Annotated in this window: 12 protein-coding genes; 8 read left to right on the forward strand and 4 right to left on the reverse strand. The window is 29.8% G+C overall.

Annotated features, from left to right (window positions below; translation table 11 throughout):
- Positions 1 to 298 precede the first annotated feature (298 nt).
- The gene (gene mqo, locus HMPREF3046_RS03110; protein ID WP_070716375.1) at positions 299 to 1,777 is read left to right on the forward strand and encodes a malate dehydrogenase (quinone); all 1,479 of its coding nucleotides are present in this window, start codon (positions 299 to 301) and stop codon (positions 1,775 to 1,777) included.
- Positions 1,778 to 1,828: 51 nt separating this feature from the next.
- Here the strand turns inward: mqo and HMPREF3046_RS03115 are convergent, their stop codons facing one another.
- Together HMPREF3046_RS03115 and HMPREF3046_RS03120 are read right to left on the reverse strand one after the other, a co-directional pair.
- Positions 1,829 to 3,202: a HAMP domain-containing sensor histidine kinase gene (locus HMPREF3046_RS03115; protein WP_070716377.1), complete on the reverse strand. Its 1,374-nt coding sequence runs from the start codon at positions 3,200 to 3,202 to the stop codon at positions 1,829 to 1,831.
- Positions 3,195 to 3,869, reverse strand: a complete 675-nt coding sequence (locus tag HMPREF3046_RS03120; protein ID WP_070716380.1) for a response regulator transcription factor — start codon at positions 3,867 to 3,869, stop codon at positions 3,195 to 3,197. The genes HMPREF3046_RS03115 and HMPREF3046_RS03120 overlap by 8 nt, the downstream gene beginning before the upstream one ends.
- Before the next feature lie 129 nt (positions 3,870 to 3,998).
- Here HMPREF3046_RS03120 and HMPREF3046_RS03125 point away from each other — a divergent pair, with 129 nt between their 5' ends.
- Together HMPREF3046_RS03125 and HMPREF3046_RS03130 are read left to right on the forward strand one after the other, a co-directional pair.
- Positions 3,999 to 5,054: an ABC transporter permease gene (locus HMPREF3046_RS03125; RefSeq protein WP_070716382.1), complete on the forward strand. Its 1,056-nt coding sequence runs from the start codon at positions 3,999 to 4,001 to the stop codon at positions 5,052 to 5,054.
- On the forward strand, positions 5,054 to 5,719 hold the full coding sequence (locus HMPREF3046_RS03130; RefSeq protein ID WP_064206689.1) for an ABC transporter ATP-binding protein: 666 nt from the start codon (positions 5,054 to 5,056) through the stop codon (positions 5,717 to 5,719). The genes HMPREF3046_RS03125 and HMPREF3046_RS03130 overlap by 1 nt, the downstream gene beginning before the upstream one ends.
- A gap of 69 nt (positions 5,720 to 5,788) precedes the next feature.
- Here HMPREF3046_RS03130 and HMPREF3046_RS03135 read toward each other — a convergent pair whose 3' ends face one another.
- Positions 5,789 to 6,745 (reverse strand): YdcF family protein, encoded by a 957-nt coding sequence (locus HMPREF3046_RS03135; RefSeq protein ID WP_070716384.1) that lies wholly within the window; start codon positions 6,743 to 6,745, stop codon positions 5,789 to 5,791.
- A 171-nt stretch (positions 6,746 to 6,916) separates the two neighbouring features.
- On the opposite strand from HMPREF3046_RS03135, the gene HMPREF3046_RS03140 reads away from it, so the two are divergent.
- The 3 genes from HMPREF3046_RS03140 (at position 6,917) to HMPREF3046_RS03150 (ending at position 10,068) form a co-directional block, all read left to right on the forward strand.
- Positions 6,917 to 7,378 (forward strand): MarR family transcriptional regulator TcaR, encoded by a 462-nt coding sequence (locus tag HMPREF3046_RS03140; protein WP_070716386.1) that lies wholly within the window; start codon positions 6,917 to 6,919, stop codon positions 7,376 to 7,378.
- Between the two features lie 99 nt (positions 7,379 to 7,477).
- Positions 7,478 to 8,842, forward strand: a complete 1,365-nt coding sequence (locus tag HMPREF3046_RS03145; RefSeq protein ID WP_070716388.1) for a membrane-associated protein TcaA — start codon at positions 7,478 to 7,480, stop codon at positions 8,840 to 8,842.
- Between the two features lie 20 nt (positions 8,843 to 8,862).
- Positions 8,863 to 10,068 carry a putative multidrug effflux MFS transporter TcaB gene (locus HMPREF3046_RS03150; RefSeq protein WP_070716390.1) on the forward strand — a complete coding sequence of 402 codons (1,206 nt, stop codon included), beginning with the start codon at positions 8,863 to 8,865 and terminating at the stop codon, positions 10,066 to 10,068.
- Positions 10,069 to 10,122: 54 nt separating this feature from the next.
- Here the strand turns inward: HMPREF3046_RS03150 and HMPREF3046_RS03155 are convergent, their stop codons facing one another.
- Positions 10,123 to 10,674, reverse strand: coding sequence for a TetR/AcrR family transcriptional regulator C-terminal domain-containing protein (locus HMPREF3046_RS03155; protein WP_070716392.1), 552 nt, complete (start codon positions 10,672 to 10,674; stop codon positions 10,123 to 10,125).
- 121 nt (positions 10,675 to 10,795) lie between these two features.
- Here HMPREF3046_RS03155 and HMPREF3046_RS03160 point away from each other — a divergent pair, with 121 nt between their 5' ends.
- Both HMPREF3046_RS03160 and HMPREF3046_RS03165 read left to right on the forward strand, forming a co-directional pair.
- On the forward strand, positions 10,796 to 11,443 hold the full coding sequence (locus tag HMPREF3046_RS03160; protein ID WP_002448529.1) for an HlyD family secretion protein: 648 nt from the start codon (positions 10,796 to 10,798) through the stop codon (positions 11,441 to 11,443).
- Positions 11,444 to 11,455: 12 nt separating this feature from the next.
- The gene (locus HMPREF3046_RS03165) at positions 11,456 to 13,549 is read left to right on the forward strand and encodes a DHA2 family efflux MFS transporter permease subunit (RefSeq protein ID WP_070716396.1); all 2,094 of its coding nucleotides are present in this window, start codon (positions 11,456 to 11,458) and stop codon (positions 13,547 to 13,549) included.
- The last annotated feature ends 59 nt before the right edge of the window (positions 13,550 to 13,608 follow it).

Raw genomic sequence — 13,608 nt, forward strand, 5'->3', positions numbered from 1 at the left:
TTATTAATAATATTATAAAAATTATAGCATGTAATAAACCAACTGTATAAATATTGTAAGCTTTATAATAAAATTAAAATATTTTTGAAAATAGAAACGAAATAATGTAATAATTCGTGTAAATACTTTTTTCAAAGAGAAATTATGTATATAATTACTATAGTAATTAAAATTTTATTTACGCTTTTAACGTCAAATTAATATTTATTTTTCATCAATTAAAGAAAGCGTTTTAAATTAAAAATGGTCGTGTTTATTTTGACTGAAGATGTGATTATAAAAGGGGGACTGGGTTGTTATGAGTATAGAACATAGCAAAACAGATGTCATCTTAATCGGTGGCGGAATAATGAGCGCAACATTAGGAACATTACTAAAAGATTTATCTCCAGAAAAAGAAATTAAAATTTTCGAAAAATTGGAACAATCAGGTGAGGAGAGTTCTAATGTATGGAATAATGCTGGAACAGGACATTCAGCTCTATGTGAATTGAATTATACAAAAGAGAATAAAGATGGCAGTATTGATGTAACGAAAGCGATTAAAATTAATGAACAGTTCCAAGTATCTAAACAATTTTGGGCTTATCTAGTTAGAACTGGTCAACTAGAACATCCAGGTAATTTTATTCAATCTGTGCCACATATGAGTTTTGTTAAAGGTATTTTAAACGTAGACTTTTTGAAAAAACGTGTAAAAACTTTAAAAGAAAATATTTTATTCCAGAAAATGGAAATCACAGAAGATCGAGATAAAATTGTTGAATGGGTGCCGTTAATGGTAGAAGGTAGAACATCACCCGTTCCTATTGCATTATCTCGTGATGAAACTGGTACAGATGTAAACTTTGGAGCACTCACTAAAAAATTAATTTCTAATTTAAAAGAACGTAATGTAGAGGTTACGTACCATCAAGAAGTTCAAAATATTGAAAGATTGAACAATGGTTACTGGAAAGTAACTGTCAAAGATTTGAAGTCTAATACAATTCATACGTTTGAATCTGAGTTTGTGTTCATTGGTGCTGGAGGAGCAAGTCTTCCACTTCTACAAAAAACTGGAATTAAGCAGTCTAAACATGTAGGTGGTTTCCCGGTAAGTGGTCTTTTCTTACGTTGTAAAAACAAAGACGTTATTGAACGTCACTATGCAAAAGTATATGGTAAAGCAGATGTTGGAGCACCGCCAATGTCTGTACCACATCTAGATACACGATTTGTAAATGGAGAACGATCTCTATTATTTGGACCGTTTGCAGGTTTCTCACCTAAATTTTTGAAAACAGGATCCAATTTAGATTTAATTCGCTCTGTTAAACCGAATAATATTATGACGATGTTAACAGCAGGAGTTAAAGAGTTCAATTTAACTAAATATTTAATTTCTCAATTAATGCTTAGTCATAAAGATCGAATGAATGATTTAAGAATCTTTTTACCAAATGCTAGAGACGAAGATTGGGAAGTTGTTATTGCTGGACAACGTGTTCAAGTGATTAAAGATACAGAAGATAGTAAAGGAAATTTACAATTTGGTACAGAGGTCATTACTTCTGATGATGGATCACTTGCAGCATTATTAGGTGCTTCTCCAGGAGCTTCAACAGCTGTCGATATCATGTTAGATGTATTAAAACGCTGTTACAAAAATGAATTTGATGCTTGGATTCCAAAAATTAAAGAGATGATTCCATCATACGGACTTAAACTTAATGAGCACGAAGAAGTTTATAATGCAGTAAATAAAGAAGTAAGAAAATATTTAAATGTGAAATAATCGAAAAAACAGGTAGTGTCATTTTTAACACTGCCTGTTTTTTCGATTAAGTTAAAATAGAATATGTGGAAATAGAATTTTAAATGTCGTGCCATTTTCAGAATCACTAGATACATATATTTTACCATGATGTAAATCAATGATGGACTTAGTAATTGCTAGTCCTAAACCATTACTATTATCACTAGCATTGAGTTTATAAAAACGATCAAATAGATGGGGCATCGCTTGTTTAGAAATAGTTTGTCCTTCATTTGTGACCGTAAACATAATATGATTATTTTCTTGATTCAAAGTAATATCGATAATGCCATTTGTATCTGAATATTTAATAGCATTTTGAATTAGATTCGAAAATGCTTGATGTAAAAGACGACGATTTCCTTGGAAATATATTTTATGCATATCAGATAATAACATCAATGATTTATCATCAATCGTGTATTGTTCGTGTCGAATGATATCAGTAACGAGTGAAGATAATTCTAACGTATCGTCAACAGATAAGTGATTCGCACTATCTAATTCAGATAGTAATAGTAGTTCTTTTATTAAGTTACTAAGACGTGTGATTTCTAAATGAATATCATTGATTAAGCTATGACGTTCATCTTCTGAATGCGCAGATTGTAATTCATTCAATAGTCTTTCAATATGTGTAAGAGGTGTTTTAATTTCATGTGAAACATTTTGAACAAAATGTTGACGCATGTCATCTAATTGTTTTAATGACTGGCGCATGGTATCAAAGCGAAACTGTAAAGTACCAATTTCATCATGACGTGTACGAGAAATGGGTGTTTCAAAGTTTCCATTCATTAATTGTTCTGTCGCAATTTTTAACTTTTTAATAGGTTTAATGATTGAGTATGTTGAACCAATAACAAGTGAAATAGATATTAGTAATAAGAAAATGAGCAATACAAATAAAAATATTCTAAACTCGCCGAAGGTTTTACCTATATCTGGTCTCATAAATACTGCTATAGGTTCATGATCTTCATGAAATCTTACACCCACAGTGTTATCTGTTTCATTATCAAAGAAACCTGTCACAAATAATTCAAAAGGTTTATTCTTTATACCGTGATAATCATGACCACGCATAACTTGATTAATAGATGAAGAAGACAATGTATCTTTTCTAAAAGGTTCACCATAAAATCTTTTTTTTCCTTGTTTATCGACGGTAACGATTTGATAATTCATTTGTCCTAAATGTTGAAAATAAAGGTTTACGGATTTTGAAGGAAGTTGATGTTCATAAGCACGAGCTTCTTTTAACGTGCGCATAATTTTAGTGTCATTATTGTCTTTGAGATTGAAATGATAATGTATATTGGCAATGAAAAAACTAACTAATGCACTAAAAATAATCACAGTAATAGTATAAATTGCAATGCGACTATATAAAGTTTTAAACATCTTTATTCACCTTGTATCCCTGGCCTCTTACAGTTTGAATTTCAATAGTTGCTTTTAATTTTTTTAAACGTGTTCTTAAACGCTTAATATGAACGTCTACCGTTCTTTCATCGCCTTCATAATCGAAACCCCAAATTTTTTCAATAATAGACTCTCTTGTAAAAATTTGTCTTGGATGAGTGCATAATAAAAATAGGAGTTGGAATTCTTTAGTAGGAAGATTCATTTTTTTAGATTCTACACTCACCTCCATAAATTCATCATTTAAAATGACATTTCCTATTTCAATCTTATTTTGCGTATTAATTTGATAACGACGCAAAACGGCACGAATTCTAAATAATAATTCCTTAATTTCAAAAGGTTTAGTTACATAGTCATCTGTGCCACTGACAAATGCACGTTCTTTATCACTTAATGCATCTCGTGCTGTTAGCATAATAACTGGTAATTGATAACGATCTTTTAATAATTGACATAATTCAAACCCATCCATACCTGTCATCATAATATCTACAACTGCGATATCGACAGGGTGATGATTAAGATATTTTAAAGCTTGTTCTCCACTCGACTGTGTCACTGTTTTTATATGATCTGCTTCTAAACGTTTAGAAACGTAATGTAAGAGTTTTGGATCATCATCTACAATTAAACATTTTATCATTTACTTTTCGCTCCTTTTCTAATTATTATACGAATCTTTAAAATCTAAGACAATTTTCTTTGTTGTTCATATTCAGTTCATATTTACTCTCTATACTGTTTAATAAAGATAAATAGGGAGGAAAAAGAAATGAATTTAGCTTGGAAAGAAATAAAATTTTATAAATTTCGATATATATTAATTATGCTGATCATCTTCTTACTTGGGAGTATGGTATTATTTATTAATGGTTTAGCTCAAGGTTTAGCGAGAGAAAATGTGTCATTTTTAAATAATCAAAATGCACAAACATATATTATTGAAAAAATGAAAGAACCTAAAATTGAAACATCACAACTTGATTCAAATCAACAAAATAAGATAGAAGATATTATAAATCAACAAGCAACACATCTTGGACCTCAAACATTAAAATTAAAACAACAAGATCAAGATATTCTTACTTTCTCTACTTCTAAAGAAGATCGTCCCTCTTTAAAAGAAGGTCACTATCCTAATCATTCACATGAAGTTGCAATAAACGATAAATTAACGGGACAAGATGTAAAAAAAGGAGATACGATTAAGTTTAAAGGTCATAAAGAAGCTTATAAAGTAAGTGGTATTATTGAAGATACAATGTATTCTCATAGTTCAATGGTTATGATGAATCATTCAGATTTTAAGGCGCTTAATAAGAATTATTCTACATTCTATCCAGTTAAAGAATTAAGTAAAAAAGATAAAAATAGAATTAATGATATTTCTAATGTAACAACTGTTAGTGAAAAAACGTTGACTGATAACATTGCAAGTTACCAAGCAGAACAAATGCCATTGAATTTAATGATCATTAGTTTGTTCGTGATTACAGCAATTGTATTAAGTGCATTCTTTTATGTTATGACCATTCAAAAAATTCCACAAATAGGTATATTAAAAGCAGTAGGTATTAAAACGAGACATTTATTAAGCTCATTAATTATAGAGATTATTTTAACTACCATGGTTGGTGTTATTTTAGCCACAGTACTTATTTTAATATTAAGTTTAATTATGCCAGTTACTATGCCATTTTATTTAAGTTACGGTACAATTTTATTAATGATTGTTATTTTTCTTATTGTAGGATTTATCGGTGCCTTACTATCATTTATCAAAGTATTAAAAGTGGATCCAATTGATGCTATTGGAGGTATGGAATAATGACATTAAAACTCGAACATATTAGTAAAACATTTGGAGAAGGTTCAGCGAAGACAAAAGTATTAAAAGATATTAATTTAGAAGTTCAACCAGGAGAGTTTATTATTTTAAATGGTGCATCAGGTTCAGGTAAATCGACATTATTAAATATATTAGGTGGGTTGTTAACACCTACTGATGGTAAGATATTATATGAAGGTCATGACTTATATTCAAATTATAAAAATAGTACAGAATTAAGACTTAATGATATTGGTTTTATTTTTCAAGCGTCACACCTTGTTCCTTATCTAACTGTTGAAGAACAACTCACTGTTATTGCTAAGGAAGCGGGAGTAAATAAAAAAGAAGCTGTTTCAAATGCTAAATATTTATTAACAGAAATTGGTCTCAAAGATCGTTTGAATGCATTTCCACATATGTTATCAGGAGGAGAAAAGCAACGTGTAGCAATTATGCGTGCCTTTACAAATAATCCTAAAATCATTCTTGCCGATGAACCAACAGCAAGCTTAGATGCGAGTCGTGCTACGAAAGTAGTAGAGATGATTAGGGAACGTATAAAATCTGAACAAATGGTAGGTATTATGATTACACATGACGAGCGATTATTTGACTATGCTGATCGCGTCGTAAAATTAGAAGACGGCAAAATACTTAATTAAAAAGTGAGTAGTATTCATATTATGGAAAAGGCTGGATCATATAAGAAAATGATCCAGCCTTTTTGTATATTAAAATAATATCCAAATTGACGCTATAAATACCCCAACTAAATACAAAGTCAAAAGTAATTTATATTGATACATAAGTGCAAGAAAATCGCGTAAAAGCGCTTTATCTAGAAAATGATAAGGCGTTGAACTTCCTAATCCTATTACTTTTATATTTAACTTTTGTGCAAAACGTAAGGCTCTTAAAATATGAAATTGACTCGTCACACATAAAATACTAGGAACATTTTTAAATGATGTATTAATGAAAGATTTAGAATATAAAAAGTTCTCATATGTACTGCTTGATTGTGATTCCATCAATATTGAAGACGATGATACGCCACATTTAATGAGATAATTCTTCATTGCTAAAGCCTCTGAAATTGGTTCGTCAGGACCTTGACCACCACTTACCAATATATTGCAATTATGCGACTGTACATTATAGATTTTTAAAGCTCTATCTAGTCTTGAGGCTAGCATAGGAGTGACTGTTTCATTGAATATACCTGCGCCAAGTATAAGAATCACATCATATTGTTTATGGGTTTTAGCACATCCAAATGCAGAAGAAAAAGTTAAATATGTAATGAAAGTGTAACAAGCACTAAATAAAATTAAAGCAATCCATAAAAATATGCCATTTAAAATAGGTAATGGTATTGTACTAAGATATATAAATATACTAATAAATAAGGTACCATTTATTAATCTACGAAACATTTTGTTTAAGAAATGGATTCCTTTTTTAATTTTAAATAGATGAGAATGTTTGACAAGCAAACCAATGGTAGAAATGATGATTAATATAAACAAACCAGTTGGTAGAGTCATGGTCATGATATTAATGAGATTAATGGTGAAACATAATATCACGCTTGTAATAAAAAAAGAAAGGGATATAAAATATCTTATATTAAACAAAACACTTAGGATAATAATTAAAACAATAAATAATAAAATGATTGCTAGCATATTTAATAACCTCATATCTATTTATATATTTAAATGTAATGAAAGGGTCACAATTTAGCAACTATTATATTTTTCTATTTGTTTTCAACGTGGAAAATTATTGATATTATTTAACAGAGTATAAAAATTAACTGCACAATATATGAAATTATTTAAGTAAGGAGATTTGTAATGAGTAGAATCTCAAAAAATCATATTGAATTTATGAAACATTTCATAGATGAGACAAATACATTAACGTCTAAACTTTTAAAAGATCAACAAGTAAAATATGGTGTTTCTACTGAACAATCGAATGTACTACGATTACTCAGTCATCATCAAGCTTTATCTATAACGGAAATTACTGAAAAACAAGGGGTTAATAAAGCGGCAGTAAGTCGTCGTATAAAAAAATTAATAGAAAGTGACTTTGTTGCATTACAGAAGCCTAACAATAAAATAGATCAACGCTTAAAGTATATTGTTTTAACAGAAAAAGGGCGCCAATATACGGAAGAAAATAATGAAATTATAAGTCAAATTGTGAATGATATGGTTAAAGACTTATCTAGTAAGGATATAGAAAAAGCTCTGAGTGTGCTTCATATTATAGATGAACGTGTGAAGCATTTTAACGCTAAGATAAAATAAACGTTAATCGGAAATTATCTCCACAAGAAAAAAGAGTTATAATATTTATGTGAAAAATATAAATGACATTGCATCTTATGAGAGGAAGTTGATGACAAAATGAAACAATGTCCTTATTGTGGACAAGAATTAAATAAAAGTGATAGGCAATGTTCTAATTGCGGAAATATGATACCTAAAGAAAAAAATAAAGCAACATCGTCCTCTCAATCAGAACAATCTAATTTAAAATTTAAAAAGTTTATTCCTTGGGTCATTATAACTTTCATTATTATTTTAATTGGTATTGTTTTCATACTATTAAAAAATTTCAATTCTCCCGAAGCTCAAACCAAAATTCTTGTAAACGCAATTGATAACAACGATGCTCGAAAAGTAGCTACGTTAATTAGTACTAAAGATGTTCCTGTAGATGATGAAGAAGCAAGTGTTTATATTCAATATATTAAAGATGAAGTTGGAATGATGAAATTTATTCATGATGTCAAACACACAACAGATAAATTAAATAAAAGTAATCATGATTCTGCCTATATACAAACAAAAACAGATAAAAATGTATTAAAAATTAGTAAAAATGGAACGCGTTTTTTAATCTTTAATAATATGAGTTATAGACCATCTACAAAAACTGTTATTGTTAAGCCGAAAATAGATACAAAATATGAATTTAAAGCTGGTGGAAAACGTAGAGTCATTCATGCAAAGGCGAATCAAGCAACTTCTATTGGTAAATACATTCCAGGTGTTTATGCTATCGATGCTGAAAAAGACACAGAATATGGTCATTTTACAGGTCAAATGAAATTTGATTTTAGATATGCTAAAGGAAATACTGTGGATGTTAATGAGAACTTTAACGAAGCTTCACTTAAAGTTAAATTAAAGGGTAAAAGTGACTTAGATAAAAACACATTGAAAGTAACTATTAATGATAAAGAAATGAAATATGATGCATCAAAAATATATGGTCCATATCCTCAAAATAAAGACATTAGTGTTTCAGCTACAGGTATGGTTAAAGACAAAACATTTACGTCTACAAGTAAAACAATAAAAGCAAAAGATTTAGGAAACATTAATAGTGCAATACTAGATTTTGATGAAGATAAAATTTCTGATTATGTTTCAAAGAAAACTGAAGAAGAAAACATACTTAGAGTTACGTTAGAACCATTTTTTAATCAATATACCTATGCGCTAAATTATGCTATTAATCAACAAAATTTTGAGATAATAAGTCCATTTCTAAAAAATAAGTCTGATGCATATATAGATATAAAAAATCATTTAAGTGATTCAAAGCATTTTGAATTCTCACAGTTGTTAAGTGCAACTCAAAGTGGAGATATTATTAAAGCTAAAGTACAACAAATTAATCAACGCGGAGAAATAGAATATGTCACTTATGAAATAGAAGAAGATAAAGATAATGGAATATTACAAATCATAAACATTAAATAGATTCTAAGGAGAATATTTAAATGGAACAAAGACATAACCAAGATAAGCATTCCTTGTTATTTATTATTATTCTAGGTATGTTGACTGCTATAGGACCGTTAGCGATTGATATGTTCTTACCTGGTTTACCTGAATTGAAAAATGATTTTAACACTACGACAGCTAATGCTCAATTGACATTATCGTTTTTTATGATTGGTCTTGGAATTGGTAATTTATTTGTAGGACCGATTTCCGATAGTGTGGGGCGTAAGAAACCTTTAATTATTGTTATGACCATTTTTACTCTTGCAAGTCTCGGAATCATATTTGTTCATAACATATGGCTTATGATTATCTTAAGACTTTTACAAGGTATTACCGGGGGAGGCGCGGCAGTTATTTCAAGAGCCATTGCAAGTGATTTATATAAAGGTAATGAATTAACTAAATTTCTATCTTTATTAATGCTAGTTAATGGTGTTGCACCGGTTATTGCGCCTGCGCTTGGAGGTATCATTTTAAGTGTAGCAGTTTGGAGAGTCGTATTTGTTATATTAACTATCTTCGGTATATTAATGGTAATGGGAAGCCTAACAAAAATACCAGAATCTTTAAGTTTAGAGTATAGAGATAGCAGTGGTATCAAAGTGATATTTCAGAATTTTAAAAGCTTATTAGGTACACCACGATTTGTACTACCCATGCTAATACAAGGTGTTTCATTTATTTTATTGTTTAGTTATATTTCTGCTTCACCGTTTTTAGTTCAAAAAATTTATGGTGTATCCCCACTGCATTTTAGTTGGATGTTTGCTGGAATAGGAATAACATTAATCATCTCTAGTCAATTAACAGGAAAATTAGTAGATTATATTCATACGCAAACACTTTTAAGGTTATTGACATGTATCCAAATTATTGGTGTATGTATTGTTTCGTTAACGCTCATCCAACATGGACCATTCATTTTTTTAGTGATTGGTTTTATAACATTAGTAGCTCCAGTTACAGGTGTAGCTACTTTAGGTTTTTCTATTGCGATGGAAGAAAGTACCACTGGTAATGGTAGTGCTTCGAGTTTATTAGGGCTTGTGCAATTTTTATTTGGAGGTATTGTTACACCTTTGGTAAATGTAAAAGGAGAATATAACAGTACACCTTATCTAACAATCATTATTAGTGCAATTGTGATCCTTATTATTTTACACCTTATTAATTTTAAAGTGTTTAAAACAAAAAGATAAATAAATAGGGAACAAAACAGAATCAAATTAAATTCTGTCTTGTTCCCTTCTTTATTATCTCTGTAACTTAATTGTATTGGATAATAAAGAATTTGCTACTTCTTTAGGACTTTCTTGGCAACCGCTTCTTAGCCAGTAAAGAATTACTCCAATTTGACCGCTAATTGTATAAGAAATAAAAAGCTCTCTATTTTGAATTAAAGTTTCATTTTCAGTTAAAATCTTATCGTAATATTTCTTGGTAATATCTAAGTAGTCCATAACTAAACTTCTATTTGGATTTGAGATAAAAATAGCGTGAAAAAAAGATTTCTTTCTATATATATATTTGAGAATAATATGGAAGAACTTAAATACTTTTTCAGGCTCTTTTTTTATATTGTGAAAATTATTAGAAAGTGCTTTTAATAATTTTTCATACTTATTTAAATGGTAACTTTGGATTGTAGACAATAAGTCGTATTTATCCTGAAAATTATCATAAAAGGTTGAACGATTAATTTTACATTTTGCACATATCATTTTAATTGAAATTTGTTCGAAGGGATAATCTTCTAGAAAATCGATCATACTTATTATAATTTTATATTTCGCTTTTAATTTCATGTATGTCACCTAAATTAAAAAGAATAACCGACAATTTTTTAAGTTTTGTTGGTGTTTTTTTTATTGATATGTCTTTATAATATATAAAGTGATTTTTAAAAGCAAATAGGAGGAAAGTTCAATGAAGAAAATGGTGTTAATCAATATCATTACTATCGTTGCTTTAGTTATTATCGGAGTAGTTGGATTTTATTTCTATCATAATGCAACTAGCTATGTAACAACTGATAATGCTAAAGTTGACGGTAATCAAATTAAAATTGCGAGTCCAGCATCTGGACAAATTAAATCTTTTGACGCAAAACAAGGCGATAAATTGAAAAAAGGTGACACAGTGGCAGAAGTAACTGCTCAAGGTCAAGATGGTCAAACTCAAGATCAAAAAATTAAAATGCCACAAGATGGTACAATTGCTAAAACTGATGGAATGGAAGGCTCTATCGCTCAAGCAGGTTCACCAATTGCTTATGCATATAATTTAGATGATTTATACATTACAGCTAATATCGATGAAAATGATTTAAGCAGCATTGAAAAAGGCGATAAAGTTGATGTAACAATCGACGGTCAAGATTCTAAAATCGATGGTAAAATTAAAGAAATCGGAAAAGCAACTGCAAATAGTTTCTCATTAATGCCATCATCAAACAGTGACGGTAATTATACTAAAGTTTCACAAGTGATTCCTGTGAAAATTTCTTTAGATTCACAACCATCTAAAAATGTTGTTCCTGGAATGAACGCTGAAGTTAAAATCCATAAAGACTAAGGAGGTCATAAAATGACAGTGGCCTTCATTATTGGATATATCGTTGCAGCGGTCATTTTAGTTGGTTTAATTAATTTATTCGTGTTGAAATCACGTAATAAATCTAAATTAAATCAATCAAAGGGACAACAAGTAAATGAAGAATCTAAGAGTCAAAATAATCCATCTAAATTTAAAATGAGTGACTTAGAACAAAATAACGATGCAAAGAATGCATCATCTTCTCAGATCAGTGAAGAGAAAAAACGTTACTTTAATAATGATCAATCTCATTATAAGGAAGATAACGATATCAATAGTGATAAAAGAAAAAATCATTTTGAAGAAGAACAAGAGCAACAAGATTCATCTTCAGAACAAATTCATCCTGAGCAAAAGCAAACTTCACATTCCTTACACTACTCATACGATGAACAACGCAATGCTCATGCTGAAGATACAGTAAACCATAATGGTAGAGATGTTAATAATCAACATCATTCGAAAGATTCTATTTATGAACCTATTAATCCTGATTCACAAGAAGGACGTGTGAACGAACGTATAAAAAACCAAACACAAGATTTTGTCTTCGGTGCAGGGATTACAAGAGGTAAAATTTTAGCTGCTATGTTGTTTGGTATGTTTATCGCAATTTTAAACCAAACATTACTTAATGTAGCTTTACCTAGAATTAATACAGAGTTCAATATTTCTGCTTCAACTGGGCAATGGTTGATGACAGGCTTCATGTTAGTAAACGGTATTTTAATACCAATAAGTGCGTTTTTATTTAATAAGTATTCATATCGTAAGCTATTTTTAATAGCGCTTTTATTATTTACAATCGGCTCATTAGTTTGTGGTATTTCAACTAACTTCCCAATTATGATGGGAGGACGTGTTTTACAAGCGATTGGTGCAGGTATATTAATGCCATTAGGATCTAATGTAATTGTTACTATTTTCCCACCTGAAAAACGTGGTGTGGCAATGGGAACAATGGGTATCGCAATGATTCTTGCTCCAGCGATTGGACCAACATTATCTGGTTACATCGTCCAAAATTATCATTGGAATGTTATGTTCTATATGATGTTTATCTTAGGATTACTTGCTTTCTTATTTGGATTAGCATGGTTCAAAATTTATCAAAAAACAATCAATCCCAAAGCAGATTATCGTGGTATCGTATATAGTACAATTGGATTTGGTGCTTTATTATATGGCTTTAGTGAAGCTGGTAATAAAGGATGGGGTTCAACTGAAATCATTATAATGTTTATAATTGGTGCTATTTTCATTATCTTATTTGTTATTCGTGAATTAACAATGAAAGTACCAATGCTTAATTTAGAAGTGCTAAAATCACCAACATACACACTTACTACTGTTATAAACATGGTAGTAATGATGAGTTTATTCGGAGGTATGATTTTATTACCATTATATCTTCAAAATTTACGTGGTTTCTCAGCATTAGATTCTGGTTTACTATTATTACCAGGGTCATTATTAATGGGTGTATTAGGACCTGTGGCTGGTAAATTACTTGATACTATTGGTCTTAAACCACTTGCTTTATTCGGTATTGCAGTGATGACTTACGGAACGTATGAATTAACAAAATTGAATATGGATACTTCTTATCTTCATATTATGAGTATTTATGTAATACGTTCGCTAGGTATGGCATTTGTTATGATGCCGTTAATGACTGCAGCTATCAATGCTTTACCACCTCGCTTAATTTCTCATGGTAATGCGTTCTTAAATACGATGAGACAATTAGCTGGTTCAATTGGTACTGCAATTCTTGTTACTGTAATGACAACTCAATCTACAAATCATCTTAATGCATTTGCAACTGAATTAGATAAAACTAATCCAGTCATTCAAGATCATGTACGTGAAATGGCAGCGCAATATGGAGGTCAACAAGGCGCATTACAAGTTATCTTGACTTATGTAAATAAATTAGCCTCAATTGAAGGTATCAATGATGCGTTTTGGATTGCTACAGCATTAAGTATTTTAGCATTCATTTTAAGTTTATTCTTAAAAGGTAAAAAAGGTGCTAAAGCTGAACATGATAGATTGATGAGTAAAGAAAGTAATAAATTTTAATAAATAAAAAAGGTATTGGATAAAACGGGCACTGAACCCTTAAAATGGGAACTTAATAA

The sequence above is a fragment of the Staphylococcus sp. HMSC070D05 genome, assembly GCF_001815595.1.
GTDB lineage: Bacteria > Bacillota > Bacilli > Staphylococcales > Staphylococcaceae > Staphylococcus > Staphylococcus hominis.

Bases quoted from the DNA above. Each gene is read 5' to 3' on its own strand.
- HMPREF3046_RS03150 (WP_070716390.1), top strand. From the start codon at position 8,863: ATGGAACAAAGACATAACCAAGATAAGCATTCCTTGTTATTTATTATT.
- HMPREF3046_RS03130 (WP_064206689.1), top strand. From the start codon at position 5,054: ATGACATTAAAACTCGAACATATTAGTAAAACATTTGGAGAAGGTTCA.
- HMPREF3046_RS03160 (WP_002448529.1), top strand. From the start codon at position 10,796: ATGAAGAAAATGGTGTTAATCAATATCATTACTATCGTTGCTTTAGTT.
- HMPREF3046_RS03165 (WP_070716396.1), top strand. From the start codon at position 11,456: ATGACAGTGGCCTTCATTATTGGATATATCGTTGCAGCGGTCATTTTA.
- HMPREF3046_RS03140 (WP_070716386.1), top strand. From the start codon at position 6,917: ATGAGTAGAATCTCAAAAAATCATATTGAATTTATGAAACATTTCATA.
- HMPREF3046_RS03120 (WP_070716380.1), bottom strand. From the start codon at position 3,869: ATGATAAAATGTTTAATTGTAGATGATGATCCAAAACTCTTACATTAC.
- HMPREF3046_RS03155 (WP_070716392.1), bottom strand. From the start codon at position 10,674: ATGAAATTAAAAGCGAAATATAAAATTATAATAAGTATGATCGATTTT.
- HMPREF3046_RS03135 (WP_070716384.1), bottom strand. From the start codon at position 6,745: ATGCTAGCAATCATTTTATTATTTATTGTTTTAATTATTATCCTAAGT.
- HMPREF3046_RS03115 (WP_070716377.1), bottom strand. From the start codon at position 3,202: ATGTTTAAAACTTTATATAGTCGCATTGCAATTTATACTATTACTGTG.
- HMPREF3046_RS03145 (WP_070716388.1), top strand. From the start codon at position 7,478: ATGAAACAATGTCCTTATTGTGGACAAGAATTAAATAAAAGTGATAGG.
- HMPREF3046_RS03125 (WP_070716382.1), top strand. From the start codon at position 3,999: ATGAATTTAGCTTGGAAAGAAATAAAATTTTATAAATTTCGATATATA.
- mqo (WP_070716375.1), top strand. From the start codon at position 299: ATGAGTATAGAACATAGCAAAACAGATGTCATCTTAATCGGTGGCGGA.